Source organism: Paragemmobacter straminiformis (assembly GCF_014243445.1).
In the GTDB taxonomy this organism is placed as follows: Bacteria; Pseudomonadota; Alphaproteobacteria; order Rhodobacterales; family Rhodobacteraceae; genus Paragemmobacter; species Paragemmobacter straminiformis.
Genome location: NZ_JACLQD010000005.1, coordinates 40,883 through 66,651, shown reverse-complemented (window position 1 = coordinate 66,651; position 25,769 = coordinate 40,883). Strand labels below are relative to the sequence as shown.

Here is a 25,769-nt window from a genome sequence, read left to right as displayed (position 1 = left end):
CGGCAGGTTGTCCCTCGGGGAAAGGACTGCCGGCTGGCCACGGGGAGTGTGGGTGGGGTGTGTGGTGCGACCAACCGGCAGCTTGCTGCTTGCCCTTGCACTCTGCAACGCGCCGAAGCGCCGCACAACCCCAAGCTGCATGTTTTCGCAGAAAATTTTACTTAAATTGAGTGACCCGCAAAAACGCTGCACGAATACATCACTGCCGTTTCCGTGTTCCTCCTTGCGGGTCGGCAGGAACGGTCCAAATTAAGGGGCCCGGAGGGAATCAGATGCCCCACAACAATTCCAACGCCCTGACCGAACGCCCCGACGTGCTGACCCGCCCGAAACTGGAAGGCGGCCGCCGCTTCGTTCTGGCCTCGCCCTTCGAACCGGCGGGCGACCAGCCCACGGCCATTGCCGAGCTGTCGGCAGGCGTCCTTGCGGGCGAACGCGATCAGGTGCTTCTGGGCGCGACCGGAACGGGCAAGACCTTCACGATGGCCAAGATCATCGAACAAACCCAGCGCCCGGCCATCATCCTTGCGCCCAACAAAACCTTGGCCGCGCAATTATATGGCGAATTCAAGGGCTTCTTCCCCGACAACGCGGTCGAATACTTCGTTTCCTACTACGACTACTACCAGCCCGAAGCCTATGTTCCCCGCTCGGACACCTATATCGAGAAGGAATCGCAGATCAACGAACAGATCGACCGGATGCGCCACTCGGCCACCCGCGCGCTTCTGGAACGCGACGATGTCATCATCGTCGCCTCGGTCTCCTGCATCTACGGCATCGGCTCGGTCGAAACCTATTCGGCCATGACGCAGGATCTCGTCGTCGGCCAACATTACGAGCAACGCCAGATGATGGCCGAACTCGTCGCCCAGCAATACCGCCGCAACGACGCCGCCTTCGCGCGCGGCTCCTTCCGCGTGCGCGGCGACAGTCTCGAAGTCTGGCCCGCCCACCTCGAAGACCGCGCCTGGCGCTTTTCCTTCTTCGGGGACGAACTCGAATCCATCGTCGAATTCGACCCGCTGACAGGGGCAAAGTCCGACAGCTTCAAGCAGATCCGCATCTACGCCAACAGCCACTACGTCACCCCGCGCCCGACGATGGCGCAGGCGATCAAGGGCATCAAGGACGAGCTGTTCCACCGCCTGAAACAGCTCACCGGCGAAGGCAAGCTGCTCGAAGCCCAGCGCCTTGAACAGCGCACGCAATTCGATCTCGAAATGCTGGAAGCCACCGGCGTCTGCAACGGAATCGAAAACTACTCGCGCTACCTCACCGGCCGCGCCCCCGGAGAGCCGCCGCCCACGCTCTTCGAATTCATCCCCGACAACGCCATCGTCTTTGCCGACGAATCCCACGTCTCGGTCCCGCAGATCGGCGGCATGTACAAGGGTGACTTCCGGCGCAAGTTCACGCTGGCCGAACACGGCTTCCGCCTGCCCTCCTGCATGGACAACCGCCCCCTCAAATTCGAGGAATGGGACGCCATGCGCCCGCAATCGGTGTTCGTCTCCGCCACCCCCGCGAAATGGGAGCTGGAACAGGCGGGCGGCGTCTTTACCGAACAGGTCATCCGCCCCACCGGCCTTATCGACCCCGAGGTCGAAATCCGCCCCGTCGACATGCAGGTCGACGACCTGCTCGAGGAAATCCGCCGCGTCGCCGCCCGCGGCCTGCGCGTCCTCGTGACCACGCTCACCAAACGCATGGCCGAGGATCTGACCGAATATTTCCACGAACAGGGCATCCGCATCCGCTACATGCACAGCGACATCGACACGATCGAACGCATCGAGATCCTGCGCGACCTGCGGCTTGGCGCCTTTGACGTCCTCGTCGGCATCAACCTGCTGCGCGAAGGTCTCGACATTCCCGAATGCGGCCTCGTCGCCATTCTCGACGCCGACAAGGAAGGCTTCCTGCGCTCGGAAACCTCGCTCATCCAGACCATCGGCCGCGCCGCCCGCAACGCCGAAGGCCGCGTCATCATGTATGCCGACCGCATCACAGGCTCGATGGAGCGCGCGATTGCCGAAACCAACCGCCGCCGCGACAAGCAGATCGCCTACAACACCAAGCACGGCATCACCCCGACCACCATCCGCAAGAACATCGAAGACGTCCTCTCGGGCCTGTGGCAGGGCGACACCGACATGTCCCGCGTCACGGCCAAGCTCGACAAGCCGATGGTCGGCCAGAACCTCGCAGCCCACCTCGATGCGCTGCGCCTTGCCATGCGCAAGGCCGCCGAAAACCTCGAATTCGAGGAAGCCGCGCGCCTGCGAGACGAGGTGAAGCGCCTCGAGGCCGTGGAACTCGTCGTGGCCGATGACCCGCTCGCCCGCCAATCGGTGGTGGAAGAGGCCGCCGAAGCCGCGGTCAAATCCTCGGGCCGGTCGACCGCAGGCCGCGCGGGCCAGCGCGGCGGCAACAAGCGGCGCTACAAATGACCGTTGCGTTCCGGCCCCGAACACCTATCTCGGTCTGAACCAGACAAAAGGCCGCCCATGAAACCGATGCTCGACCCAGATCACCCGATGTTCCGCCGCGCCTGGGTCCGCTGGGCCACGGCCTTGCTGCCGATGGCATGGGGCGCGCTGGAACTGTCATGGGGCAACCCGTTCTGGGCGATCATCTTCGGCGGCGCGGGCGCCTATGCGGGCTACGTCCTCATCCTGCAAAAGCGCGGCTGAATCACCCCAGCAGGGCCAGCACTTCCGCCGCCAGCGCCTCGACCTCGTCGCGCGCGGCGCTGCGGCCCAGCTCGGCCACGCCCTGCCCTGCCCCAAGGCTTTCGGCAAAGACCACCCGCTGCCCCAGACGCGAAGCGGCCACGGCCGCATGGCTTCCCGCCGCCGCCGCCACATCCGCCGTCAACCGCGTTCCGGCGCGCGCCTGATTCAGCACGATCACCGCCCGCCGCCCCTCGCGCGATACCAGATCCAGCACGCCCTCCAGCGCCCACAGATCCACATGGCTCGACGCGACAGGCACCAGCACAAGATCGGCCTCGCGCAGCGCGGGCCGCAAATCGGCATCCACCTTGGGGGGCGTGTCGATGATCACCACATCCGACAGCCGCCGCAGCTTTTCGCATTCATAGCTGACCCCCCAGGCCGAAGCGGTCGAAAACTCGATCCCCGCCGCGCCCCTCTCGCGCCGCAGCATGAACCAGCGCCCCAGCGATCCCTGCGGATCGGTGTCAAGCACCGCCACCCGCAAACCCTGCCGCTGAAAGGCAACCGCAAGGTTCGCGGCCAGCGTGGTCTTGCCCGACCCGCCCTTCTGCTGCGCGATGGTGACGACGACGCCCATGCGAATCCCCCGATGCTGCGACGCAGCGTAACACCGAAAGCACCCTTTGCACCTGCGGCAATGTCGGCCTTTGCCCGCACCGGCGCTGTTCCGCCGCGGGAACCTCTCGGGCCGCGCCGCGTTTGCTGTCAATATCTTTCAACCGGAGACTGCCATGACCCTACGCTTCGCCCTGACCCTTGCCGCCCTGATGACCCTGACCGCCTGCGAGACGATACAAGGTCTGGGGCGTGACGTCGAAACCACGGGCGAGACGATCCAGCAGGAAAGCAATCAGGCGCAAGCCGGTCTCTGACCGCAGCGCCGGGGCTTGGCACCCGGATCGGGCGGCCCCGGAAGCCGCCCGCAAATTCCGAAGAAATCCCTAATCCGCCAAAGGCCGCGTCTGCATAGACTGTGCATATCGTCTCTGCATGTTTTTCGCCGCCCTAGACGTGCTGCGCGCCGTTAACCTCGATCTCGGCACCCGAGATATAGGACGACTGGTCCGAGCACAAAAACCAGATCACATCCGCCACTTCGCGCGGCTGGCCGAGTCTCTGCATGGGAAGTTTCTCGACGATCTTGTCTGTCCCCGGCGACAGGATGGCGGTTTCCACCTCGCCGGGGGCAATGGCATTGACCCGCACGCCCAAAGGCCCGAAATCATGCGCCATTTCCCGCGTCAAAGCCGCCAGCGCCGCCTTTGACGTGGCATAGGCCGCACCGGCAAAGGGATGCACCCGCACCCCCGCAATCGACGTGACGTTGACGATGGCCCCCTTGGCCGCCGCCAACTCGTCCTTCAGCCCCCGCGCAAGGATGACCGAGGCAAAGAAGTTCACATGGAACACCTGCCCCCAGGTCCGCAGGTCGGTTTCCAATGTATTCAACCGCTTGCCCCCCTCGCCCTTGGGCGAGATGCCGGCATTGTTCACCAAGGCATCGACCCGGCCATTGACCTTGGCCTTGATCGTCTCGATGGCGGCGATGGTCTTGTCGGGGCTGGCAAGGTCGATCTGGATATGGTTCTCCTCGCCCCCCGGCCAGGGGCAGCGCGGATCGAAGGGCTGGCGCGAACAGGTCAGCACGCGCCACCCTTCGGCCGAGAACCGCTTCACCGTGGCATGGCCGATCCCGCGCGAAGCCCCTGTAAGGACTATGGTTTTCTGCCCTGTCATGCGTCACTCCCCTTTGGATGCAATCCTAGGGCGCACCCTCGGGAAAGGAAAGCGCCGAAGCCCGCAAACCCGCTTGGCAGACCCGTCGCATCGGTCTAATCAGAACCCGCAGTCGCCCTGACCAAAGGCCCCCCATGAAACCGCAGACGAGCACCATGTCCGACGCCGCCTTCACCGCCAAGATGCTCTCCGAAGCCCTGCCCTACCTGCAACGCTATTCCGGCGCGGTGGTGGTGGTGAAATTCGGCGGCAACGCCATGGGCGACGACGCCGCAATGGCCGAATTCGCCCGCGACATCGTGCTGATGCGGCAGGTCGGGGTCAACCCCGTCGTGGTTCACGGCGGCGGGCCGATGATCAACGAAATGCTTGAAAAGCTTGGCATAAAGTCGAACTTCGTGCGCGGGAAACGGGTGACCGACAAGGCCACTGTGCAGGTTGTCGAAATGATCCTGTCGGGCCTTGTCAACAAGCGCATCGTGCAGGCGATCATGGATGCCGGTGGCCGCGCCGTGGGCATTTCGGGCAAGGACGACGACCTGATGGTCTGCGAAGCCGACGACCCCGAGCTTGGCTTCGTGGGCCGCCCCATCGAAATGAACGTGCAGGTTCTGCGCGACCTCTACAACGCCGGCATCATCCCCGTCGTCGCCCCCGTGGCAACCGGCATGGCCGATAACGAGACGTTCAATGTCAACGGCGACACCGCCGCTGGCGCCATCGCGGGCGCGCTCAAGGCCGACCGCCTGCTTTTGCTCACCGATGTCTCCGGCGTGAAGAACGCCGCGGGCGAGATCATGACCGCGATCACCCCCGAAGAAGTTCGCGAAATGATAAAAGATGGCACCATCGGCGGTGGCATGATTCCCAAGACCGAAACCGCCCTTCTGGCCCTCGAGGAAGGCGTGCGCGCGGTAACTATTCTTGACGGGCGCGTCGCCAATGCCTGCCTGATGGAGTTGTTCACCGACCACGGCGCAGGCAGCCAGATCCGCAGCACCGAACCGCGGGTCAAACCCCGCGTCAAGCGGTGACACTGGCGCAGGCCCTCGCCGCCCATCATCTTGAAATATTGGGCGGATTCTACCCCGAGCCCGAGGATTCAGCCCCTCCCGGCACGGGAACCCTGCTCTTGGTCGGTCCGGCCGAACCGGGCTTTTGGGCGCATCTGACGGCCCAGCCCGAATGGCGCGACGGCCAGCGCGATCCGGTCGACCGCTGGTCGGAACGGGTCTTGGTTAATATCGCTTCGGCCCATTCCGCGACCGCGATCTTTCCCTTTGGCGGCCCGCCCTATCACCCCTTCTACCGCTGGGCCTTGCGGACGGGGCGCATCTGGGAAAGCCCCGTTCGGCTGCTGGTCCATGAACATCAAGGGCTTATGGTCAGCTTTCGCGGCGCGCTTGCCTTGCGCGACCGCATCGACCTTGCTCCCCCCGCCGCAAGGCCCTGCGATGGCTGCGTGGCAAAACCCTGCCTTTCGGCCTGTCCGGTGGGGGCGTTAACTAACCTTGGTTACGACGTGCCAGCCTGCCACGCCTATCTCGACACGGGTTCAGATTGCCTTAACGAAGGTTGCCACCCCCGTCGCGCTTGCCCGCTCTCGCAAGGCTATGCAAGACTTGCAGAACAGTCGGCCTACCACATGCGCCGATTCCACGGGGTGGATTGAACCATCCCGCCAAAAAAGGGGGGCACCACGATATGAAGCGTCTGATCCTGACTCGGCACGCCAAATCAAGCTGGGACGACCCGCTCACCCCCGACCATGACCGCCCGCTCAACGAACGCGGCAAGGCCGCCGCCGCCGACCTTGGCATATGGCTCTCGTCGCGCGGCTATGTGCCCGACGAGGTGCTTTGCTCGGACGCCCTTCGCACCCGCAAAACATGGAGCGGCATCGCCCCCGCCCTGCCCGGCACGCCGATTTTGCATTTGAAACCAGCCCTTTATCACGCCGGGGCCGAAGTGATGCTTGCCGTGCTGCGCCATGCCACCGCTGACACGGTGATGATGATCGGCCATAACCCCGGCATCGCCGACTTCGCCCGCCGCCTTGTCGCCCGCGAACCCAACAACCCCGAATTCGCCCGCTACCCCACCGGCGCGACCCTTGTCTGCGACTTCTCGATCGACATCTGGGACGACGCCGCCTTCGGTCAGGCGACCACGGTAGACTTTATCATTCCGAGTGAAATCGTAGCATAGGCGGGTGCTCAGGAACTGCGCACCCTATGCAGGCATAACGGCTGACAGGAAACGGGGTGCGCAGCTTTTGCGCACCGGCCTCAATGCCCGAGGATCTGTGACAGGAACAACTTGGTCCGGTCGCTCTTGGGGTTGTTGAAGAACTCTTTCGGCTCGTTCTGTTCGACGATCTGGCCCTGATCCATAAAGATCACGCGGTTCGCCACAGCTTGGGCAAAGCCCATCTCGTGCGTCACGCAAAGCATGGTCATCCCTTCTTCGGCAAGCGCGATCATGGTGTCGAGCACCTCTTTGATCATCTCGGGGTCAAGGGCCGAGGTCGGCTCGTCGAACAGCATGATCCGGGGCTTCATGCACAAGGACCGCGCAATCGCCACGCGCTGTTGCTGCCCGCCCGAAAGCTGGCCGGGATACTTGTTCGCCTGCTCGGGGATCTTAACCTTGGTCAGGAAATGCATCGCCGTCTCTTCCGCTTCGCGCTTGGGGATCTTGCGAACCCAGATCGGCGCGAGGGTGCAGTTTTCCAGAATCGTCAGATGCGGAAACAGGTTGAAGTGCTGGAACACCATGCCGACTTCCGAGCGTACCTTGTCGATATTCTTCAAATCGCTCGTCAGCTCGGTGCCATCGACGACGATCTGGCCCTGCTGGTGTTCCTCGAGCCGGTTGATGCAGCGGATCAACGTCGATTTGCCGGAACCTGACGGGCCGCAGATCACGATCCGCTCGCCACGGTTCACCGTCATGTTGATGTCGCGCAGCACGTGAAAGGTGCCATACCACTTGTTCATGTTGCTGATGCTGATCGCGACTTCGTCGGTAACCTGCATTTTCTGTGCTTCAGCCATGTGCTTGATCCCTCAGCGATGGTCGGTCTTCAGCTTCTGTTCCAGATACATCGAGTATCGGGACATGCCGAAGCAGATGAGAAAGAAGATGACGCCGACAAAGATGTAGGGCTCCCAGTAGATGCCCTTCCAGTTGATGTCGGCGCGGACGATCTGGGTCACCCCGCGCAGCGGGTCGAGCAGGCCGACAAAGCTGACCAGAGTGGTGTCCTTGAACAGCCCGATGAAGGTCGAGACGATTCCCGGAATGGAAATCTTCAAAGCCTGCGGCATGATGATCAGCCGCTGCGCCTGCCAGTAATCCAGCCCCAGCGCATCGGCCGCTTCATACTGCCCGCGCGGCAGGGCGGCGAGGCCCCCTCGGATCACCTCGGCGATATAGGCCGCGGCGAACAGCGTCACCAGAATGACGACCCGCAGGATAAGGTCGAAATTGGTCTGCGGCGGCAGGAAATACTGCAAGAGCAGCGATGCGGTGAAAAGCATCGTGATCAGCGGCACACCACGGATGAATTCGATGAAGCCGACCGACAGCGTCTTGATCAACACCATGTCCGACCGCCGCCCCAAGGCCAGCAGGATGCCGATGGGCAACGAACAGGTGATGGCCGTGACGCCGATGACAAAGGCAAGAAGGAACCCGCCGAACTGGTCGGAGTTCACGCCTGCAAGGCCGGGTGGCAGGCTGCCCAAGGCTCCGGTGATGATGCCTTGCACGAACAGCCAGTAAAAGCAGGCCGCCAGAAAACCGATGGCCGTTCCCATGATGACCCCGAGCCGCGGCTGGATCAGCCGGTAGACCAGAACCATCACGCCAAAGCCAAGCAGCGTGGCGACCGGCTTCCAGACCGATCCGCCCCAAAGAAGCCAGAAGGCGACAAAGGGGTAAAGCAGCGTGACATAGACAAGCCGCTTCGGCGCGATCCATGAAACGGCGAAAAGCACTGCCATCAAAACCGCGATCAACACGACATGCGTCACATCATGGTCGAGCAGCGCAAGCGACAGCACCGTCAGAACAGCGACCGTCCCGATCAGTTTGGCACCGTTGCGCAGCCCGTAGTAAAGCACCGGCGCCAGCGCGACGAACATCAGCGCAAAGGCAAGGATGGGCCGCCAATAGGCGTCCTGCGGGTAGAAACCAAAGATATACTGGTGCCAGCGCGCTTTGATGACCGCCCAGCAGGCCCCTCCCTCGGGGCCGGCGATGGTGCGGCATTCGCCCAGCGACGTTGCGTTCCACACCCCGTTCAGCCACCAGGGCAGCGCGGATTTCAGCAAAAGGAACACGACCAGAAGGCTGACGATGGTCAAGGCGCTGTTCAGCCACCCCGCGAAGAGGTTTTCGCGCAGCCATTTGATGATTCCGCGTTCGGTAACGGGCGGAAGTTCGGGGGCCAGCATCTCGGTCCGGATGAAGGCCGTTTCGGCACGGGTGTCGGACATGCTCAACGCTCCTTCAGTTTTACGGCAGAGTTGAAAGCGTTCATCAGCGACGAGATGATAAGGCTGATGATGAGATAAGTCAGCATCATCAAGAGCATACACTCAAGCTCGCGCCCCGTCTGGTTCAGCGTGATGCCCCCCAGCGTACCGCGCAGATCAAGGTAGCTGACCGCGATGCCAAGCGAGGTGTTCTTTGTCAGGTTCAGATATTGCGAGATCAGCGGCGGGATGATGACCCGCAGCGCCTGCGGCAGGATGATCAGGTTCATCGTGCGACCGGGGCGCAGCCCGAGGGCATAGGCCGCCTCGGTCTGGCCACGGCTGATGGCCATGACACCCGCGCGAACGGCCTCGGCGATGAAGGCACCGGTATAAAGGGACAGGGCAATCAGCAGCGCGCTGAACGAATGCTGGACAAGAATGCCACCCTGGAAGTTGAAGCCCTTTGACACGCCGTTCTCGTCGGCGGGAAAGGCGGGAATATCCAGATGGAAGCCCAGAGCAACCAGCAGGATCACAATCGGGGCGATCAGGATCAGCAGGCTTTTCCACCACGTCACGGGCCGGATGCCGGTGTCCTCTTGCACCAGTCGGGCATGGCGCAGGACGCGCCGGTTCGCCACGAAAGAGCCCACCACCGCCGCGATGATGGCAAGGAAGGTCAGGTTCAACGGCACCGATCCCAGATGCACGGTCGGCAGCGGGCGCTCGAACAACGGGCCGGGAATGTTCCAGCCGCGGTTGGTTATGGCGATGGTGTTGAACAGGATCTTTTGCGCGGCCGGTTCAGCGCCGGTTTGCACCATTTCGGCGGTCACCTTGAAATCCTTGGGCTGCGGCGCGGTTTCCGAGGTCACGACAAAGACGACGATGATCCACAACAGCAGCGGCACGTTGCGGAAGGCTTCGACATAGACGGTCATCAGGCGACCGACGAGCCAGTTCTTGGACAGGCGCAGGACACCGACGAAAACCCCGATGACGGTGGCAAAGATGCAGCCCCAGAAGGCCACGACAAGCGTGTTCAACAACCCGATGATCGCGGCGCGGCCGTGGGTGCTGTCGTTGGTATAGGGGATGAGCTGCTGCTCGATGTCGTATCCGGCGCGGTTCCACAGGAAGCCGAAGTTGATGTCCTTGTCCTTGGCGGCAAGGTTCGCAATCGTATTGTCAACCAGCCAGCCAATGCCCAGCAGCACCAGAAGCAGCACGATCACCTGAATGGTGAAAGACCGGAAGCGCGTATCGTAAATGAGCATGGAAAGCCGAAAGCCATCTTTCGGCGCCTCGGAGGCCATCGCCATCGTCATATTCCCCTGTTTCCGGCCCATGCTCCGGCTTTCCGCCGGTTATGCCGCAGGCTGACTGCGGGGCCGAATGTCATTTAGGTGGGTGGAAAAAGGGCGCGCGGTTTCCCACGCGCCCCCGTTTCAGATCAGCGCAGCGGCGGCGCGTACTGCAGGCCGCCTTGGGTCCACAGCGCGTTCAGGCCGCGGGCCAGACCGATCGGGGTCGAAGCGCCGATGTTGGCTTCGAAGATTTCGCCATAGTTGCCGTTGGCGGCGATGGCGTTCTTGGCCCAGTTGTTGTCGAGGCCCATCATCACGCCCGAGTCACCCTCGACGCCCAGCAGGCGGCGCACTTCGGGGTCGGTCGAGGAAGCCGCGACTTCTTCGATGTTCGCTTTGGTGATGCCTTTTTCTTCGGCGATCAGCAGCGCGAAATAGGTCCAGCGGACGATATCGCCCCACTGGTTGTCACCGTGGCGCACAACCGGACCAAGCGGCTCTTTCGAGATGATTTCCGGAAGGATGATGTGGTTTTCCGGATCGGCCATCGTCGCGCGCGAGGCAGCCAGACCCGAAGCGTCGGTGGTGTAGGCGTCGCAAGCACCGGCCAGATACTGGCGCTGCGCTTCCGAGTCGTCCTGCACGGTGACGGGGGTGTAGCTGATGTTGTTGAACTTGAAGAAGTCGGCAAGGTTCAGTTCGGTCGTGGTACCGGTCTGGATGCAGACGGTGGCACCGTCGAGTTCCTTGGCCGACGAAACGCCGAGGTCCTTTTTGACCATGAAGCCCTGACCGTCGTAGTAGTTGACGGCGACGAAATCGAGCTTGAGGTCATTGTCGCGGCTGAAGGTCCAGGTCGAGTTGCGGACCAGCAGGTCGACTTCGCCCGAGGCAAGCGCGGTGAAACGCGTCTCGCCCGTGGTCGGAACGAATTTGACCTTGGCCGGATCGCCCAGAACGGCGGCGGCGACAGCGCGGCACAGCGACACGTCGAAACCGACCCAGTTGCCGTTTGCATCGGGTGCGCCGAAGCCGGTCAGCCCGGTGTTCGACCCGCAGAGCAGCTCGCCACGCGCCTTGACGTCATCAAGGGTCGAAGCCGAAGCGAAGCCTGCGGTCATCGCGGTCGCAGCGACGACACCGAGGAATACGGATTTTTTCATTCTTACCTCTTCCTGAGTTGAACCGCCCCTTCTATAGGACGGCGTTTTTTCTATCCCCCGCCGTGGCAGGGGGGAGGTTCCCGTTGGGAAAGACCCTCATCGGTACCGCACAGTTTCCCCGAAAGCGGTTTGAAAGGTCAAGCCCAAGCCTGCAAACAGGTGAAACTGCTTGCCAGACAGGCATTTAGCTATGTCGCAAGGCAAGAGGCGCAAGGGCTGCGCAGAAAATAAGCAGGATTGTCACCCGCACAATGCGTAGAATCGGCCCGCTTGCAGGAAATCGGTGTGGCGCACGGCGGTCAGAAGAGCCGCCTCTTCGTCGTCGCCCCATTGTTCGATCTGCCAGTTTTCGTCGATGCGCGAAAGCTCCCACGCCGCTTCGCAGGGCAACCGCCCACGGATGACCGCCAGCGCCAGAACCAGCGAGCCGGAAATGGCCACAAGGTCGTGGAACGCGGCAAGCTGGAACGGGGTCATATCGGCGACCGGCTGGCGCAGCGCGTCAAGCGAGGCGGGGGCTTGCGCGATGTGCATCACACCGGCAACGGCGCGCAGGGGGGCACCAAGGGCCGTGGCCGACCAGTCAAGCAGCGGGTCCCATGCCGCCGCCTGCCGCGCGACCAGTGCCTCGGGGCCCGTGGCGCGGTAGCACAAAAGGTCGGTGCCACCGTAGGCCGCAAGCATGTCGACCACGGCGTCGAACTGCGGCGTGACCTTGTCGAGCGCCGAATTCGCCGCGCGGGTGAAGGGCATCGTCTCGGGGCGGACAGCACCCTGCTGGGCATCCCATTCGGCGGCGATGGCCTCGGCCAGGGCGAGGGTCGGCACGACGAGCGGCGTCTTGGCAGGGGTCTTTACGGGGCGTCCGTCAAGACGGACGGTGTAGCCCGGCCCGACGGATTCGACAGCGGCTTCCTTCCAGAAACGCTTGGCCTTCCATGCGCTCACTTGAACACCTCGAACGGGTCGGCGGGGACGTCATTTTCCTTCCAGTCCAAGGTCTTCCACGTGCGGGCCATGTGGTCGGGAAGCGGGGCCGTGAAGGTCATCAGCTTTTTGGTGATCGGGTGTTCGACGGTCAACATGCGGGCGTGAAGGTGCAGCTTGCGGCTGAGATCCCCCCCGATCGAGGCCCCCCAGCCATCGCCGAGGTTCTCTTGCTCGCCGCCGCCGTATTTGCCATCGCCAAGGATGGGATGGCCGATTTCGGCCATATGCGCGCGGAGCTGGTGGGTGCGGCCCGTCACAGGTTCAAGCGCCATCCACGACAGGCGGGTGCCAAGGAACCAGAGCGTGAAGAAATCGGTATGTGCTCGTTTTGCATCGGGAAATTCGTCCATCTTTGCAGGATGGACGCAGATCATCTTTTCGCCCTCGCCCCGCTTGCCGTGGCCCGGGGCTTTCATCAGACCGTATTTGATCGACCCTTTGCGCGGGTTCGGCACCCCTGCCACGACGGCCCAATAGATCTTGCGGGTGTTGCGATGGCGCAGCGCCTCGGACAGGGCCCGGGCTACGCGGTCGGTGCGGGCGAGCATGAGGACGCCGGAGGTGTCCTTGTCGAGGCGGTGGACCAGCTTGGGGCGGTCCTTGTAGCCGAACTTCAGCGCCTCGGTCAGGCCGTCGACGTGGCGGTCGCCCTGACCCGAGCCCCCCTGCGAAGGCAGGCCCGGCGGCTTGTTCAGGACGATCATATGCTCGTCCTTGAAGATGACGCAGTCCTGAATCATCTTTGTGTCAGCGGCACTTACACCATCGGGCTTGGGGCGCGAGGGGGCTTCGCTGTCGGGCAGCGGCGGGACGCGGATGGTCTGGCCGGGGATGATCCGGTCAGAGCCTTTGGCCCGTGCGCCATCAACCCGGACCTGCCCCGTGCGGCACATCTTTTCGACCGCCCCCTGGGTGATCTGGGGGAAACGCCGCTTGAACCAGCGGTCGAGGCGCTGTTCGCCTTCGTCTTCGGAGACGGTCAGAAGTTTCACGCCGCTCATGTCAGGGCTCCGCGGGCAAGGGCCGCGCCGAGGGCGCAGGCGAGAAGGGAAAGCGCCACCGACAGGGCGACGTAAAGCGCGGCTTGGGCGGGGGCCCCGCCCTCCCACAGCTTGAGGGCGTCGAGGGAGAAGGCGCTGAATGTGGTGAAACCGCCAAGGATTCCGGTCATCAGCAGCGGGTGGTTGCGCGGGCCGACAAGGGCGAAAAGCACCCCCATGACGAAACATCCGGCAAGGTTCACGACCAGTGTTCCAATGGGCCAGCCGGGCACGACCCGCGCCGCGCCAAGCACGGTCAGGTAACGGGCGACAGAGCCGATGGCACCGCCAAGGGCGACTTGGAGAAGGGTCGAGATCATGCCCTGTCTGTCGGCCCACGGGGCGGATTTGTCAACCTTTGCTGGCCTTGCAGCAATGCACAACCGATGCAGACAGTTTGCGCCTGAGGCCGAGAGGGGACAGGCGCGAAAACGGGGATTCGCGGATGCACAGGTGATGCAGACGCGGCAAACGCCGGCTTAAGACAATGTTCATGGTTTCGCGCGAAGGTCGAGGCGGGAAAGGCCGCGCCCTGTCACCGATCCTTCCGCCACGGGAAGGCCCGCGGGCAAGACGGGGCGGGTCACTGGCCCTGACGCTTGGCACGGAGTTTGGCGAAATATTCGATGCGTTTTTTCAACTCGCGCTCGAACCCGCGTTCGGGGGGCGCATACCAGACCGGGCGCTTCATGCCCTCGGGGAAGTAGTCCTGTCCCGAGAAGGCGTCTTCTTGGTCGTGGTCATAGGCGTAGCCTGCGCCATAGCCGATGTCTTTCATCAGGCGGGTCGGCGCGTTCAGGATGTGCTTGGGCGGGGCATGGCTTCCCGTTTCCCGCGCCGCCACGCGGGCGGCTTTGTAGGCGGTGTAGACCGCGTTCGATTTCGGCGCGAGGGCGAGGTAGACGACCGCCTGCGCCAGCGCCAGTTCGCCCTCGGGCGAGCCGAGCCGTTCATAGGTTTGCCAGCCTTGCAGGCAGACATCCTGCGCCTGCGGGTCGGCAAGGCCGATGTCCTCGACCGCCATCCGCGTCAGGCGGCGGGCAAGGAAGCGGGGGTCCTCGCCGCCTTCGAGCATGCGGGCAAACCAGTAAAGGGCAGCGTCGGGGTCCGAGCCACGGATGGATTTGTGCAGCGCCGAGATGAGGTTGTAATGCTCGTCGCCGGATTTGTCGTATCGCGTGGCCCGCCGCATCAGGCGGGTGGAGAGTGCCGCGCGGTCAAGCGGGCGGTCGACCTTCCACGCGGCGACCTGTTCGATGAGGTTGAGCAGCGCGCGGCCATCGCCATCGGCCATTTCCAAAAGCGCCTCGCGCGCCTCGCCCGTCAGGGGAAGGTTGCGGTTCATCTCTTTCTCGGCCCGCTGCGCCATGAGTTCGAGGTCGGTCAGACCCAACCGTTCCAGCACGATGACCTGCGCGCGCGACAGAAGTGCCGCGTTCAGTTCGAAGCTGGGGTTTTCGGTAGTCGCCCCGACAAGCAGGATGGTGCCATCCTCCATATGGGGCAGGAAGCCGTCTTGCTGGGCCTTGTTGAAACGGTGGATTTCATCGACGAACAAAAGCGTCCCCTGCCCGTTCTGGCGGCGGATGCGGGCCTGTTCGAACACCTTCTTCAGGTCGGGAACGCCGGTGAAGATGGCCGATATCTGCACGAAGGCGAGGTCGGTTTCATCGGCAAGCAGGCGGGCGATGGTCGTCTTGCCCACGCCGGGCGGCCCCCAGAGGACAAGCGACGACAGGCTGTGCGCGGCCAGCATGGCCCCAAGCGGACCTTCGGGCGACAGGACATGCCCCTGCCCGATCACGTCGGACAGACGGCGCGGGCGCAGGCGGTCGGCCAGAGGGCGCGGGCCTTCGGGCGTATCCTTGGGGGTGCTGTCGAACAGATCGGCCATGCGGGCCAGACTAGCCGCAGGGCCGCAGGGTGGAAAGGTCAGAAGCGGAAGCGCAGGCGGATGGCGCGGCCCTGCCGGACCAGATCGACCGCCCAGATGCGGGTGGGTTCCTGCGCCGCGGCGGCGACATCGGCGGTCGTGGCGATGGAATTGCCGTTGATGGCGGTGACGATATCGCCCCGTTGCAGGCCCGCGCGGGCCGACAGGGATTGCGCATCGGTCACTACGACGCCGGTGGCATCGAAGGGCAGTTCGAGTTCGGCCATGACCGCAGGGTTGATGAGCGCGACGCTAAGGCCGTTGAGAGCGACGTCTTCGGTCACGGTCAGCGCCTCGCGGTCGGGCGTGTCGGGCGCCGTGGCGAGGGTGACATCGGCCGACATGGGCGCACCATCGCGCAGCCATTCGACGCGGGCGCTGGCCCCGAGGCCGAGAGAGGACAGGCGGAACATGATTTCCTGAGGGGTGTTCGTCGGCTCTCCGCCCAGCGACAGGATGACATCGCCGGTTTGCAGCCCCGCAGCGGCAAAGGGGCTGGCGGGGTGGAGCGCCGAGACCAGCACGCCATCGGGGCGCGGCAGGCCGAGCGATTCGGCAAGGCTCGCGTCCATCGCCTGCCCGGTGATGCCCGCCCAGGCGCGCTGGAAGGTGGTGGAGCCCGCTTCGGCCTGCGCCACGATGCTGGCGACAAGGTTTGACGGGATGGCGAACCCGATGCCGTTCGATCCGCCCCCGCGCGACAGGATGGCGGTGTTGATGCCGACGAGGCGGCCTTGGGTATCGACCAGAGCGCCGCCAGAGTTGCCGGGGTTGATGGCGGCATCGGTCTGGATGAAATAGCCCGACCCGTTGCCAAGCTGCAGGGTCGAGCGGGCAAGTCCCGAGATGATGCCCGAGGACACGGTTTGCCCGACGCCGAAGGGGTTGCCGATGGCAAGGACAAGATCGCCCACCTCGACCTCGTCGGAATTGCGCAGGGGAACAAAGGGCAGGTCGCTGGCCCCTTGCAGCCTGAGGACGGCAAGGTCAGACGCTTCGTCGCCCAGAATGACCGAGGCGGCATATTCGCGGCGGTCGTTCAGCACGACGCGGATTTCGGTGGCTTGACCGACGACATGGTAGTTCGACACCACGATGCCATCGGCCGAAAGGACGACGCCCGAGCCGAGCGAGTTCTGCACGCGGGGCTGCGAGGGGCCGAAGTTCTGGAAGAATTGCTCGAAGAATGGATCGCCCGCAAAGGGGCTGGCACGGTCCTGCACGACGCGGGTGGCGTAGATGTTCACCACCGCCGGGGCAGTCGCCTTGACGACCGGCGAGAAGCTTTGCGCGATCTGCCCTTCGGAGGTGGGCACGGTCTGGGCGGGGGCTGCAAGGGGAAGCAGGCAGAGCGACACGGCGAAAACGGTGCGAAGCATGACGGACCTTTGGCGATGCGGAAGCCGCCCTTGGGTATGGAACCCAAGGGCAAGCCGCGCAAGGGCGCTGCGTTCACAAGCCGGTGCGTCGGGCCGGTGCGTCGGGCCGGTGCGTCGGGCCGGTGTTTGGGTTCAGTGCAGCTTGGTCTGCATCGAGATCGTCACGCAGACCGACCGCAACCCGCCCGTGTCCATCACCGGCCCCGCCGCGACGCAATCGAGGCCGACACGCCGCGCCAGCCGCCACGAATGTTCGGGAATGATGCCAAGCAGGGTCACAGCACCCAAGGTGCGGGCCGAGATGACCATTTCGTGGATCAGTTGCATCTGCACCCGCATCCGGTCGGCCGCGGGGACCGAATCCGAGACGAAAACGCGGCTCGATTCCCAGACGGTGGACGAGACGGGCGCGGGGAAGGACAGCAGGTCGCGCGGGATCGAGGGAAGCAATCCCGCCTGCGCGTCGCGGATCATGTAGCTGTAGATGCCGCAGCGGTGGGTGGTGGGCGTCAGGCGCACGCCGGCAAGGATTTCGCCGCGTTCATGGACGGCGACCCAGCGGCTGGCGGGGGTGTCATACTGGTCGAACTCCATCCCGTCGGCCTGGGGCAGATCCCATCCCGCACCGTCGATGAAGGTGCGGTGTCGCGCGCGCAAGAGGTTGGCGAAAAGCGCACCGTGCTGGTGCAGGTTGTCGAAAGACAGGGTCGTCACTTGCATCGTCAGTCTCCTTCAGGGTTGAAGGGACCGGCACTGTCAGTCGAGCTGGCGATACTCGCGCAGCTTTCGGATGGCTTCGGAGGTGGTTCGGGCCTCAAGCCGGATACGCGCGGATTTGAGCCGCGCCTTGAACGCACTTTCGGTAATCCCCAGTTTTTCTGCCGCCGCCGCGTGCCTGTCCCCGTTGGCAAGGCATCGCAGCGCCTCGATCTGGGCCCGTGTCAGATCGGAGGGTGGCTTTGCCTCGATATGGAGCTGGATCGTGGCTTCGCGCAGTCGGTCCAGTTCCCCATCCGTGAATTCGCGGTCGCCGCGGGCAATGCCCACGATCGAGCGCGAGGTGATCGGGCCATAAGAGGACACTGCACCGTAGCGGAGACCGTGCGTCGCCGCCTTCTTCATCACGCTGAAGGGGTCTGGCAGGGGGATCGCGCTCCAGCGGGTGGTGCCCTCGACCCCGACGCCCCAGAAAACGAGGGGGTCGCGGAGGTAGTAGGACTGGGAATTGTATTGGTCCACCCAAGCGGCGGGATAGGAGCTTTTGTAGATGAGGGGAGAGGCGAAGCGGATGTGAAGGCCGACCGTGTAGCCCAGGGGGGCAAGCTGGTCGAGTTGGTCCAACAGAAGCATGATCGCTTTGCGTTCCGCCATATGCTGCCCGAACAGGGCCCCCTGATTACTATTCTGGATTGCGGGAAATACAGCCCCACAATTCCAGATTGAACATGTTCCACATCTGCTGGCAAGTCATGACTCGCCCCGTGGCAAAAGAAAAGCCCGCCGAAGCGGGCTTTTCACGGTCTGGCAGGCCAGAGCCGAATGTCTTATTCGTCAGCGGCTTCCGCGGCTTCGATGCGGGCGCGGTCGCCTGCGCCTTTGGCCGAGGTGTCGCGGTCGACGAATTCGATGATGGCCATCGGGGCCATGTCGCCATAGCGGAAGCCGGCCTTCAGGATGCGGACATAACCGCCCTGACGCGACTGGTAGCGCGGGCCGAGGATGGCGAAGAGCCGCTCGACGTGCTTGTCTTCCTTGAGCGCAGCCTGCGCCTGACGGCGGGCGTGCAGGTCGCCGCGCTTGGCGAGGGTGATGAGCTTTTCGACGATCGGACGCAGTTCCTTGGCTTTCGGCAAGGTGGTCTTGATCTGTTCGTGTTCGATGAGCGAGCCGGACATGTTCGCGAACATCGCCTTGCGGTGTTCGTGGGTGCGGTTCAGCTTACGGTAGCCGTTCGAGTGACGCATGATAGTCTCCTGGACGTTTATGCTTTGTGTTGCCAAGCCTGCGTAGGGCCGGGCTTCGTTGGGGCGGGATTGCCCATGTGTTCCCCGGCAGTCCGGGCATTTGCTGCGGGGCGGATTGCGCCGCCCCGCGATAGTCAGAACTGGTCTTCGAAACGCTTGGCCAGATCTTCGATGTTTTCCGGCGGCCAATCCTCGACTTCCATGCCGAGATGCAGACCCATGCCCGAAAGCACTTCCTTGATCTCGTTGAGCGACTTGCGGCCGAAGTTCGGGGTGCGGAGCATCTCGGCTTCGGTTTTCTGGATCAGGTCGCCGATGTAGACGATGTTGTCGTTCTTCAGGCAGTTGGCCGAACGGACCGAAAGCTCCAGCTCGTCGACCTTCTTCAGCAGAAGCGGGTTGAATTCCAGCCCCGCGTCCACTTCGCCCTTGAGCGCCGATTCCGGCTCGTCGAAGTTGACGAAGATCGACAGCTGGTCCTGAAGGATGCGCGCGGCATAGGCCACGGCATCATCGGGGGTCAGCGCGCCGTTGGTTTCGATTTTCATCGTCAGCTTGTCGTAGTCGAGAACCTGACCTTCGCGGGTCGGGGTCACTTCGTAGCTGACTTTCTTGACCGGCGAGAAGATGGCGTCGATGGCGATAAGGCCGATGGGCGCATCTTCGGGCTTGTTCTTGTCGGCCGCGACATAGCCTTTGCCGGTGTTCACGGTGAGTTCCATGAACACATCGGCGCCGTCGTCGAGGTGGCAGATCACGTGGTCCTTGTTCAGAACCTCGATCCCGTTGGATTCCGAGATGTCACCGGCGGTGACCACGCCCGGACCCTTGGCCGAGATGGACAGGCGCTTGGGCCCTTCGACTTCCATCTTGAGCGCGACGCCCTTGAGGTTCAGCACGATGTCGGTGACGTCTTCACGCACACCGGCGACCGACGAGAACTCGTGCAGGACGTTGTCGATCTGCACGCTCGTGATCGCGCCGCCCTGAAGGGACGACATCAGCACGCGCCGCAGCGCGTTGCCGAGCGTCAGGCCGAAGCCACGCTCAAGCGGTTCGGCGATCACGGTCGCCACGCGCGCCGGATCGGCGCCGGGGCGCACCACCAACTGCGTCGGCTTGATGAGTTCTTGCCAGTTCTTGTGGATCATGCTGTCGCCTCCATACCAGTCTGCTGCCCATGTCCATAAGCGGCAGACGCCCGAGGATCAGAAAAACGGAAATTGGGCCGCGCGGAATCGCACGGCCCAACCAGATAGAAATGCCTTAGACGCGGCGGCGCTTCGGCGGACGGCAGCCGTTGTGCGCGAGCGGGGTCACATCACGGATCGAGGTGATGTTGAAACCGACGGCAGCAAGGGCGCGCAGCGCCGATTCACGGCCCGAACCGGGGCCCTGCACTTCGACTTCCAGCGTTTTCACGCCATGTTCCTGTGCCTTGCGGCCCGCATCTTCGGCGGCCATCTGCGCGGCATAGGGGGTCGATTTGCGCGAACCCTTGAAACCCATCGTGCCGGCGGACGACCACGAGATCGCGTTGCCCTGCACGTCGGAGATCAGGATTTTGGTGTTGTTGAAGGAAGAGTTCACGTGAACAACGCCGGCGGCGATGTTCTTGCGTTCTTTTTTCTTCAGACGGGCGGCGTTCTTGGTATCGCGTGCCATGATCTATGCCCCTCTTATTTCTTCTTGCCGGCGATGGCTTTGGCCGGACCTTTGCGCGTGCGCGCATTGGTGTGCGTGCGCTGGCCGCGAACCGGAAGGTTCTTGCGGTGGCGCAGGCCACGGTAGCAGCCGAGGTCCATCAGACGCTTGATGTTCATCGAGACTTCACGGCGAAGGTCGCCTTCGACGGTGAAGTTCGCGTCGATGTATTCGCGGATGGCGAGCACTTCGGCGTCGGAGAGTTGGTTCACGCGGCGCGACTGGTCGATGTTCAGCGCGGTGCAGATGGTGTCTGCATTGTGCGGACCGATGCCGGTGATGTAGGTCAGCGCGATCGGAACCCGTTTCGCGGTCGGGATGTTGACGCCAGCAATACGTGCCAAAGCGTGTCTTCCTTTTCGTTGCGGTTCCGTGATGCCAGAACCTTTTTTCACAACTTGACGCCAAACCGGAAGTTCGGCGCCGATTCAATCTGCCCATGCCAAGCATCAGATAGGCCGGACGATTCCCATACGGGACGCCGTGACTTATGGGGTTTTCCCCTGCCCGTCAAGGGCAGAAGGCAGCCCTGACGGCGGGTTTCTCAACGCTTGTCAAGCACCGATGCGATGGCGGCGCCGACGGCGTCCATCTCGGCCAGACCGTCGACCGAGGAAAGCTTGCCCTTGGCATAGTAGTAGCCGATCAGGGGCGAGGTTTTCTTGTAATATTCCATCAGCCGCTGCTTGAGCGCATCTTCGTTGTCGTCGGCGCGGCGCACCATTTCGGTGCTGCCGCAGACGTCGCAGACCCCGGCCTTGGCGGTGGGCTTGGTCGCATCGTGATAGACCGCGCCGCAGCTGCCGCAGGTGTAGCGGCCCGTGATGCGCGAGACGAGGGCGGTGTCATCCACCCGCATCTCGATCACGGCGTCGAGCGTCTGGCCGGTGCGGGCCAGCAGCGCGCCAAGGGCGTCGGCCTGCGGCAAGGTGCGGGGAAAGCCGTCGAAGATGAAACCGCCGCCCGCATGGCCGGTGATCTTTTCCTCGATCAGGCCGATGACGATCTCGTCGGTGACGAGCTGGCCCTTGGCCATCACCTCGGCCACGCGGTTGCCCATTTCGGTGCCGCTGGTCTTGGCCTCGCGCAGCATGTCGCCGGTGGAAAGCTGGACCATGCCGCGCCCGTCGACCAGACGTTTGGCCTGAGTGCCCTTCCCTGCGCCGGGAGGGCCGAGGAGGATGATATTGACCATACCGCCCCCTTAGCGCCGTGCGGGTGCGCGCGGAGCCGTGCGCTTCTTGCCGCGCAACTGCGACTTTTCGATCAGGCCTTCATACTGGTGGGCCAGAAGATGCGACTGGATCTGGTTGATCGTGTCCATCGTGACCGACACCACGATCAGCACCGAGGTGCCTCCGAAGTAGAAGGGGATCGACAGCTCGTTGCGCAGGATTTCCGGCAGAAGGCAGATGAGCGCAAGGTAGCCCGAGCCCAGCACGAGGATACGGTTGGCGACATAGGCCAGATATTCCTCGGTCTTCTTGCCGGGGCGGATGCCTGCGATGAAACCGTTCTGGTTCTTCAGGTTCTCGGCCACGTCATCGACCTTGAAGGCGACGTTGTGGGTGTAGAAGTAGCTGAAGAACACGATCATCGCCGTGAAGAACAGCAGGTAGAGCGGCTGGCCGGGGCCGAAATAGGCGAGGATCGTCGACATGACGGGGCCGGTTTGCTGGCCCGAGAAGGTCGAGATCGTGGTGGGCAGCAAGAGCAGCGACGAGGCGAAAATCGCGGGGATCACGCCGGCGGGGTTGACCTTGATCGGCAGGTGCGAGGAACCGCCGTCGTAGATCTTCATGCCGACCTGACGGCGGGGATACTGGATGTGGATCTTGCGCAGCGCCCGTTCGAGGAACACGACGAAGGTGATGACCACGACCACCATGACGAAAACGCCGAGGATGACCGGGGTCGAAACCGCGCCCGCACGGCCGCTTTCGAGGAATTGCGCCACGGCATGGGGGATTTCGGCGACGATGCCGACGAAGATGATGAGCGAGGTGCCGTTGCCGATGCCGCGCGCGGTGATCTGTTCGCCCAGCCACATCAGGAACATCGTGCCGCCGACCAGCGTGACCACGCAGGACAGCTTGAAGAACAGGCCCGGCTCGTGGGCGAGGTTGCCCGCCTCGATCGAGGCGGCGATGCCCCAAGCCTGGAAGGTGGCAAGGAACACGGTCGCGTAGCGGGTGTACTGGTTGATCTTCTTGCGGCCCTGCTCGCCCTCTTTCTTGAGCTGTTCGAGCGTCGGGATCATCGAGGTCAGAAGCTGCACGATGATCGAGGCCGAGATATAGGGCATGATGCCAAGGGCGAAGATGCCCATGCGCTTGATCGCCCCGCCGGTGAACATGTTGAGCATGCCGCCGATGCCCTGCCCCGCGCTGTCCATGAACTCGCGCAGCGCGGTGCCGTCGATCCCCGGAACGGGGATATAGGTCCCCAGCCGGTAGACCATCAGCAGGCCGAGGGTGAAGAAGATGCGTTGGCGAAGGTCGGTGGCCTTGCCAAGGGCGGCCCAACTCAGGTTCGCCGCCATTTGCTCTGCAGCAGATGCCATGCCCAGATCTCTTTCATAAGGAAACGCCGCCGAACCGTTTTCCGGTCGGCGGCGCGGGAAAACTTCGCCTTGTGATGTAAGCGGTCTAAGGGCCGCTCACAACACCTTATTCAGCGGCGACGCGCGCCGGCTTCACGGTCAGGGTGCCACCGGCAGCCGCGACAGCTTCGATGGCCGAGGCGGAAGCGCCGGTCACGTTCAGCTTGACGGCGGTTTTGATGGTGCCCTTGCCGAGAATGCGGATGCCATCACGCTTGTGGTTGGTCAGGCCGGCGGCGACGAGCACGTCTTCGGTGATTTCCGATTTCGCGTCGAGCTTGCCGAGGCCGATGAATTTCTCGATCAGGCCGAGGTTCACGACGGCGTATTCCATGCGGTTCGGCTTGTTGAAGCCGCGCTTGGGAAGACGACGGTAGAGGGGCATCTGGCCGCCTTCGTAGCCGCCGATGGCGACGCCCGAACGCGATTTCTGACCCTTGATACCGCGGCCGGCGGTTTTACCCTTGCCCGAACCCGGACCACGCGCCACGCGCTTCTGCTTCTTGGCGGCGCCGGGATTGTCGTGCAGTTCATTCAGTTTCATGTCGCATACTCCTAAGCCGGAATGCCCATCCTGCGACGGATGAAGGGCAACGCGGCGTTTCTTGCTTGATTCTGTAGCGCAAAGCGCCACCGGGGGCGTATAGCCCCGCAGCGGCATTGCGGCAAGGTGCGATTTCACAGGCGCAGATGGGGCGGCAGACGGGCTGCGCGGTCAGCCCGCGCAGCCGCTGCGTCAGGCCCCTGCGGGCCAGCGGAATTCGGGGCGCAGGCTGTCATAGACGGGGCGGCCGTCGGCGGGCTTGGCATAGCCTTTCGTCTCGTCCCAGAAGGCGTGATAGGTCGCCTTGGGGAATGCGGCATCGTCATAGCCCATGACGTTCGGCACGGCGACGCGGATGCGCTTTTGCTTGTCGTCGAGCATCAGCGCGGCCCCGCATTCGGCGCAGAGGCAGATTTCAAGCGGGCCATCGGGGTTTTGCGCGTTGAAGGGCACGCGCTTGATCTTTTCGGGGTGATCGACGGTCACATCGCCATAGTTGAAAAAGGCGACATGGGTGTGCTGCTGTTTCGTCACCGACTTGCAGACGTTGCAGTGGCATTCGTGATTGTCGATCGGCTCGGCGGAAGCGGTGACATGCACATGGGCGCAGCCCCCGGTGTATTTGGACATGGTGTCTCCTCCTGCGTTCGTGGCCGCGTCTTATGGCACGGCCTATACGAAAGTTAGACGAAGCGGGGCGGGGGCGATAGCTTCGAAGGGCGACATGGACGGGGTCAAGTGCGACATGGCGCAAGGTGCCGCCAGCGGCGGGCCATGACCCGATGGCACAGGCGCGGGACGCGGGGCGCAGACAAGGGAAAGCTGCGCGCCAAGGCCAGGTTTGCACAAAAGAAAAACGCCCCGTCTTGCGACAGGGCGTCTTGTCAGGCCTGGGGTGCGCGGGTGCTGCGCACCGACCTATATCAGCCGCGCTCTTCGATGATCTGCACGAGGTGCTGGATCTTGCGGACCATGCCACGGACCGAAGGCGTATCTTCGAGTTCGCGGGTGCGGTTCATCTTGTTCAGGCCAAGACCCTTGAGGGTCGCGGTCTGGATGGCCGGACGGCGGGCGGCCGAGGCCACCTGCTTGACGACGATGGTTTTCTTGGCGGTCATGTTCAGCCCTCCACGACTTCGGCTTCGGGCTTCTTCAGGATCTCGGCCACTTTCTTGCCGCGACGGTTCGCGACATGGCGGGGCGAGGCTTCCTGCTTCAGACCGTCGATGGTCGCGCGGATCATGTTGTAGGGGTTGGCCGAGCCGATCGACTTGGCAACAACGTCCTGCACGCCAAGCATTTCGAACACGGCGCGCATCGGACCACCGGCGATGATGCCGGTACCGGCAACGGCGGTGCGCATGACCACTTTACCGGCGCCGTGACGGCCCTCGATATCGTGGTGCAGGGTGCGGCTGTCTTTCAGCGGGACGCGGACGAGGCTGCGCTTGGCCTGTTCGGTGGCCTTGCGGATCGCTTCCGGCACTTCCTTGGCCTTGCCCTTGCCGAAGCCGACACGACCACGCTGGTCGCCGACGACGACGAGTGCTGCAAAGCCAAAGCGCTTGCCGCCCTTGACGGTTTTCGACACGCGGTTGATCGCGACCAGACGGTCAGCGAATTCGGGCGTTTCTTCCGGGCGATTGTCGCGGCGGTCGTTGCCACGGCCTTCCCGGCGGTTATCACGTTCTGCCATAAGGCATTCCTTACATCTTGGCGCGGCACAGCGCCGTTATCGGCCAATCCTGGTGGAGGCACGAGGCGTCCCCGGATCATCGGGGCGGCGATCCTGTCGGAGACGCCGCCCGCTTTTGCTTAGAACTTCAGGCCACCTTCACGTGCAGCATCGGCCAAAGCCTTGATCTTGCCGTGGAAGATGAAGCCGCCGCGATCGAAGTAGCACTCTTCGATACCGGCTTTCTTTGCCCGCTCTGCAATCGCAGCGCCGATCTTGGCCGCAGCCTCGACGTTGTTCTTGCCAACAAAGCCCAGATCCTTTTCGAGCGTCGAAGCGGCCGCAACGGTGACCCCTTTGACATCGTCGATCAGCTGGGCGCTGATGTTTTTGGACGAGCGATGGACCGACAGGCGCAGGCGCCCGTTGGACATTGCCTTGATCTTGTTCCGCACGCGCAGGCGGCGCTTGAGGAACAGCTCTCTCTTGTTGTTCGCCATGATTGC

At 63.4% G+C, this 25,769-nt stretch carries 30 protein-coding genes; 6 read left to right on the top strand and 24 right to left on the bottom strand.

Going from position 1 to position 25,769, the window contains the following annotated elements; translation table 11 throughout:
• Window positions 1–272 precede the first annotated feature (272 nt).
• Both uvrB and H7F16_RS15890 read left to right on the top strand, forming a co-directional pair.
• The gene (gene uvrB, locus H7F16_RS15895; RefSeq protein ID WP_185798619.1) at window positions 273–2,453 is read left to right on the top strand and encodes an excinuclease ABC subunit UvrB; all 2,181 of its coding nucleotides are present in this window, start codon (window positions 273–275) and stop codon (window positions 2,451–2,453) included.
• A 57-nt stretch (window positions 2,454–2,510) separates the two neighbouring features.
• Complete coding sequence (locus H7F16_RS15890) at window positions 2,511–2,696, top strand: hypothetical protein (protein WP_185798618.1); 186 nt, start codon at window positions 2,511–2,513, stop codon at window positions 2,694–2,696.
• Window position 2,697: 1 nt separating this feature from the next.
• Here H7F16_RS15890 and parA read toward each other — a convergent pair whose 3' ends face one another.
• Window positions 2,698–3,318: a ParA family partition ATPase gene (gene parA, locus H7F16_RS15885; protein WP_185798617.1), complete on the bottom strand. Its 621-nt coding sequence runs from the start codon at window positions 3,316–3,318 to the stop codon at window positions 2,698–2,700.
• Between the two features lie 154 nt (window positions 3,319–3,472).
• Between parA and H7F16_RS15880 the strand changes: the two genes are divergently transcribed.
• Window positions 3,473–3,613, top strand: coding sequence for an entericidin A/B family lipoprotein (locus tag H7F16_RS15880; RefSeq protein ID WP_185798616.1), 141 nt, complete (start codon window positions 3,473–3,475; stop codon window positions 3,611–3,613).
• A 133-nt stretch (window positions 3,614–3,746) separates the two neighbouring features.
• On the opposite strand, the gene H7F16_RS15875 is transcribed toward H7F16_RS15880, so the two are convergent.
• Complete coding sequence (locus H7F16_RS15875; protein WP_185798615.1) at window positions 3,747–4,478, bottom strand: SDR family oxidoreductase; 732 nt, start codon at window positions 4,476–4,478, stop codon at window positions 3,747–3,749.
• Between the two features lie 155 nt (window positions 4,479–4,633).
• Between H7F16_RS15875 and argB the strand changes: the two genes are divergently transcribed.
• Genes argB through H7F16_RS15860 form a run of 3 tightly spaced genes read left to right on the top strand, consistent with a single transcriptional unit; the run spans window position 4,634 to window position 6,686 of the window.
• A complete protein-coding gene (argB, locus tag H7F16_RS15870) occupies window positions 4,634–5,512 on the top strand; it encodes an acetylglutamate kinase (RefSeq protein WP_185798913.1) in 879 nt (292 codons plus the stop codon).
• Window positions 5,509–6,150, top strand: a complete 642-nt coding sequence (locus H7F16_RS15865) for a ferredoxin (protein WP_185798614.1) — start codon at window positions 5,509–5,511, stop codon at window positions 6,148–6,150. The genes argB and H7F16_RS15865 overlap by 4 nt, the downstream gene beginning before the upstream one ends.
• Window positions 6,151–6,182: 32 nt before the next feature.
• Window positions 6,183–6,686 carry a SixA phosphatase family protein gene (locus H7F16_RS15860; RefSeq protein WP_185798613.1) on the top strand — a complete coding sequence of 168 codons (504 nt, stop codon included), beginning with the start codon at window positions 6,183–6,185 and terminating at the stop codon, window positions 6,684–6,686.
• 80 nt (window positions 6,687–6,766) lie between these two features.
• Here H7F16_RS15860 and H7F16_RS15855 read toward each other — a convergent pair whose 3' ends face one another.
• The 22 genes from H7F16_RS15855 to rplR form a co-directional block, all read right to left on the bottom strand.
• Window positions 6,767–7,534, bottom strand: a complete 768-nt coding sequence (locus tag H7F16_RS15855) for an amino acid ABC transporter ATP-binding protein (protein WP_185798612.1) — start codon at window positions 7,532–7,534, stop codon at window positions 6,767–6,769.
• A 12-nt stretch (window positions 7,535–7,546) separates the two neighbouring features.
• Window positions 7,547–8,980, bottom strand: coding sequence for an amino acid ABC transporter permease (locus H7F16_RS15850; RefSeq protein ID WP_185798611.1), 1,434 nt, complete (start codon window positions 8,978–8,980; stop codon window positions 7,547–7,549).
• 2 nt (window positions 8,981–8,982) lie between these two features.
• Window positions 8,983–10,284 (bottom strand): amino acid ABC transporter permease, encoded by a 1,302-nt coding sequence (locus tag H7F16_RS15845; protein WP_185798610.1) that lies wholly within the window; start codon window positions 10,282–10,284, stop codon window positions 8,983–8,985.
• Between the two features lie 131 nt (window positions 10,285–10,415).
• A complete protein-coding gene (locus tag H7F16_RS15840; RefSeq protein WP_185798609.1) occupies window positions 10,416–11,432 on the bottom strand; it encodes an amino acid ABC transporter substrate-binding protein in 1,017 nt (338 codons plus the stop codon).
• Window positions 11,433–11,672: 240 nt separating this feature from the next.
• Window positions 11,673–12,380, bottom strand: a complete 708-nt coding sequence (locus tag H7F16_RS15835) for an ATP12 family protein (RefSeq protein ID WP_185798608.1) — start codon at window positions 12,378–12,380, stop codon at window positions 11,673–11,675.
• On the bottom strand, window positions 12,377–13,423 hold the full coding sequence (locus H7F16_RS15830) for an RluA family pseudouridine synthase (RefSeq protein WP_185798607.1): 1,047 nt from the start codon (window positions 13,421–13,423) through the stop codon (window positions 12,377–12,379). Before H7F16_RS15830 ends, H7F16_RS15835 begins: the two co-directional genes overlap by 4 nt.
• The gene (gene crcB, locus H7F16_RS15825; protein ID WP_185798606.1) at window positions 13,420–13,782 is read right to left on the bottom strand and encodes a fluoride efflux transporter CrcB; all 363 of its coding nucleotides are present in this window, start codon (window positions 13,780–13,782) and stop codon (window positions 13,420–13,422) included. Before crcB ends, H7F16_RS15830 begins: the two co-directional genes overlap by 4 nt.
• Before the next feature lie 263 nt (window positions 13,783–14,045).
• Window positions 14,046–15,356, bottom strand: coding sequence for a replication-associated recombination protein A (locus H7F16_RS15820; protein ID WP_185798605.1), 1,311 nt, complete (start codon window positions 15,354–15,356; stop codon window positions 14,046–14,048).
• Between the two features lie 38 nt (window positions 15,357–15,394).
• Window positions 15,395–16,774 carry a Do family serine endopeptidase gene (locus tag H7F16_RS15815; protein ID WP_185798604.1) on the bottom strand — a complete coding sequence of 460 codons (1,380 nt, stop codon included), beginning with the start codon at window positions 16,772–16,774 and terminating at the stop codon, window positions 15,395–15,397.
• Between the two features lie 132 nt (window positions 16,775–16,906).
• A complete protein-coding gene (locus tag H7F16_RS15810; RefSeq protein ID WP_185798603.1) occupies window positions 16,907–17,494 on the bottom strand; it encodes an acyl-homoserine-lactone synthase in 588 nt (195 codons plus the stop codon).
• A 36-nt stretch (window positions 17,495–17,530) separates the two neighbouring features.
• Window positions 17,531–18,124, bottom strand: a complete 594-nt coding sequence (locus H7F16_RS15805; RefSeq protein ID WP_241741486.1) for a helix-turn-helix transcriptional regulator — start codon at window positions 18,122–18,124, stop codon at window positions 17,531–17,533.
• Window positions 18,125–18,318: 194 nt separating this feature from the next.
• The gene (rplQ, locus tag H7F16_RS15800; RefSeq protein ID WP_185798601.1) at window positions 18,319–18,738 is read right to left on the bottom strand and encodes a 50S ribosomal protein L17; all 420 of its coding nucleotides are present in this window, start codon (window positions 18,736–18,738) and stop codon (window positions 18,319–18,321) included.
• A gap of 134 nt (window positions 18,739–18,872) precedes the next feature.
• Window positions 18,873–19,889, bottom strand: a complete 1,017-nt coding sequence (locus H7F16_RS15795; RefSeq protein WP_185798600.1) for a DNA-directed RNA polymerase subunit alpha — start codon at window positions 19,887–19,889, stop codon at window positions 18,873–18,875.
• A gap of 115 nt (window positions 19,890–20,004) precedes the next feature.
• Entirely contained in the window at window positions 20,005–20,403 is a 399-nt protein-coding gene (gene rpsK, locus H7F16_RS15790; RefSeq protein ID WP_185798599.1) for a 30S ribosomal protein S11, read from the bottom strand.
• A gap of 14 nt (window positions 20,404–20,417) precedes the next feature.
• On the bottom strand, window positions 20,418–20,786 hold the full coding sequence (gene rpsM / locus H7F16_RS15785) for a 30S ribosomal protein S13 (protein ID WP_185798598.1): 369 nt from the start codon (window positions 20,784–20,786) through the stop codon (window positions 20,418–20,420).
• Window positions 20,787–20,986: 200 nt separating this feature from the next.
• Window positions 20,987–21,637 (bottom strand): adenylate kinase, encoded by a 651-nt coding sequence (locus H7F16_RS15780; RefSeq protein ID WP_185798597.1) that lies wholly within the window; start codon window positions 21,635–21,637, stop codon window positions 20,987–20,989.
• 9 nt (window positions 21,638–21,646) lie between these two features.
• Window positions 21,647–23,005, bottom strand: a complete 1,359-nt coding sequence (secY, locus tag H7F16_RS15775) for a preprotein translocase subunit SecY (RefSeq protein WP_185798596.1) — start codon at window positions 23,003–23,005, stop codon at window positions 21,647–21,649.
• Window positions 23,006–23,111: 106 nt separating this feature from the next.
• Window positions 23,112–23,588, bottom strand: coding sequence for a 50S ribosomal protein L15 (rplO, locus tag H7F16_RS15770; RefSeq protein ID WP_185798595.1), 477 nt, complete (start codon window positions 23,586–23,588; stop codon window positions 23,112–23,114).
• Between the two features lie 192 nt (window positions 23,589–23,780).
• The gene (locus tag H7F16_RS15765) at window positions 23,781–24,218 is read right to left on the bottom strand and encodes a GFA family protein (RefSeq protein ID WP_185798594.1); all 438 of its coding nucleotides are present in this window, start codon (window positions 24,216–24,218) and stop codon (window positions 23,781–23,783) included.
• 293 nt (window positions 24,219–24,511) lie between these two features.
• The gene (gene rpmD, locus H7F16_RS15760; protein ID WP_185798593.1) at window positions 24,512–24,706 is read right to left on the bottom strand and encodes a 50S ribosomal protein L30; all 195 of its coding nucleotides are present in this window, start codon (window positions 24,704–24,706) and stop codon (window positions 24,512–24,514) included.
• 2 nt (window positions 24,707–24,708) lie between these two features.
• Window positions 24,709–25,284 (bottom strand): 30S ribosomal protein S5, encoded by a 576-nt coding sequence (gene rpsE, locus H7F16_RS15755; RefSeq protein ID WP_185798592.1) that lies wholly within the window; start codon window positions 25,282–25,284, stop codon window positions 24,709–24,711.
• A gap of 119 nt (window positions 25,285–25,403) precedes the next feature.
• Window positions 25,404–25,763, bottom strand: a complete 360-nt coding sequence (rplR, locus tag H7F16_RS15750; RefSeq protein ID WP_185798591.1) for a 50S ribosomal protein L18 — start codon at window positions 25,761–25,763, stop codon at window positions 25,404–25,406.
• Window positions 25,764–25,769 lie beyond the last annotated feature (6 nt).

Coding starts and splice junctions, on each gene's coding strand:
- uvrB (WP_185798619.1), top strand. CDS start 273: ATGCCCCACAACAATTCCAACGCCCTGACCGAACGCCCCGACGTGCTG.
- H7F16_RS15890 (WP_185798618.1), top strand. CDS start 2,511: ATGAAACCGATGCTCGACCCAGATCACCCGATGTTCCGCCGCGCCTGG.
- parA (WP_185798617.1), bottom strand. CDS start 3,318: ATGGGCGTCGTCGTCACCATCGCGCAGCAGAAGGGCGGGTCGGGCAAG.
- H7F16_RS15880 (WP_185798616.1), top strand. CDS start 3,473: ATGACCCTACGCTTCGCCCTGACCCTTGCCGCCCTGATGACCCTGACC.
- H7F16_RS15875 (WP_185798615.1), bottom strand. CDS start 4,478: ATGACAGGGCAGAAAACCATAGTCCTTACAGGGGCTTCGCGCGGGATC.
- argB (WP_185798913.1), top strand. CDS start 4,634: ATGTCCGACGCCGCCTTCACCGCCAAGATGCTCTCCGAAGCCCTGCCC.
- H7F16_RS15860 (WP_185798613.1), top strand. CDS start 6,183: ATGAAGCGTCTGATCCTGACTCGGCACGCCAAATCAAGCTGGGACGAC.
- H7F16_RS15855 (WP_185798612.1), bottom strand. CDS start 7,534: ATGGCTGAAGCACAGAAAATGCAGGTTACCGACGAAGTCGCGATCAGC.
- H7F16_RS15850 (WP_185798611.1), bottom strand. CDS start 8,980: ATGTCCGACACCCGTGCCGAAACGGCCTTCATCCGGACCGAGATGCTG.
- H7F16_RS15845 (WP_185798610.1), bottom strand. CDS start 10,284: ATGGCGATGGCCTCCGAGGCGCCGAAAGATGGCTTTCGGCTTTCCATG.
- H7F16_RS15840 (WP_185798609.1), bottom strand. CDS start 11,432: ATGAAAAAATCCGTATTCCTCGGTGTCGTCGCTGCGACCGCGATGACC.
- H7F16_RS15830 (WP_185798607.1), bottom strand. CDS start 13,423: ATGAGCGGCGTGAAACTTCTGACCGTCTCCGAAGACGAAGGCGAACAG.
- crcB (WP_185798606.1), bottom strand. CDS start 13,782: ATGATCTCGACCCTTCTCCAAGTCGCCCTTGGCGGTGCCATCGGCTCT.
- H7F16_RS15820 (WP_185798605.1), bottom strand. CDS start 15,356: ATGGCCGATCTGTTCGACAGCACCCCCAAGGATACGCCCGAAGGCCCG.
- H7F16_RS15815 (WP_185798604.1), bottom strand. CDS start 16,774: ATGCTTCGCACCGTTTTCGCCGTGTCGCTCTGCCTGCTTCCCCTTGCA.
- H7F16_RS15810 (WP_185798603.1), bottom strand. CDS start 17,494: ATGCAAGTGACGACCCTGTCTTTCGACAACCTGCACCAGCACGGTGCG.
- H7F16_RS15805 (WP_241741486.1), bottom strand. CDS start 18,124: ATGCTTCTGTTGGACCAACTCGACCAGCTTGCCCCCCTGGGCTACACG.
- rplQ (WP_185798601.1), bottom strand. CDS start 18,738: ATGCGTCACTCGAACGGCTACCGTAAGCTGAACCGCACCCACGAACAC.
- H7F16_RS15795 (WP_185798600.1), bottom strand. CDS start 19,889: ATGATCCACAAGAACTGGCAAGAACTCATCAAGCCGACGCAGTTGGTG.
- rpsK (WP_185798599.1), bottom strand. CDS start 20,403: ATGGCACGCGATACCAAGAACGCCGCCCGTCTGAAGAAAAAAGAACGC.
- H7F16_RS15780 (WP_185798597.1), bottom strand. CDS start 21,637: ATGGTCAATATCATCCTCCTCGGCCCTCCCGGCGCAGGGAAGGGCACT.
- secY (WP_185798596.1), bottom strand. CDS start 23,005: ATGGCATCTGCTGCAGAGCAAATGGCGGCGAACCTGAGTTGGGCCGCC.
- rplO (WP_185798595.1), bottom strand. CDS start 23,588: ATGAAACTGAATGAACTGCACGACAATCCCGGCGCCGCCAAGAAGCAG.
- H7F16_RS15765 (WP_185798594.1), bottom strand. CDS start 24,218: ATGTCCAAATACACCGGGGGCTGCGCCCATGTGCATGTCACCGCTTCC.
- rpmD (WP_185798593.1), bottom strand. CDS start 24,706: ATGACCGCCAAGAAAACCATCGTCGTCAAGCAGGTGGCCTCGGCCGCC.
- rpsE (WP_185798592.1), bottom strand. CDS start 25,284: ATGGCAGAACGTGATAACCGCCGGGAAGGCCGTGGCAACGACCGCCGC.
- rplR (WP_185798591.1), bottom strand. CDS start 25,763: ATGGCGAACAACAAGAGAGAGCTGTTCCTCAAGCGCCGCCTGCGCGTG.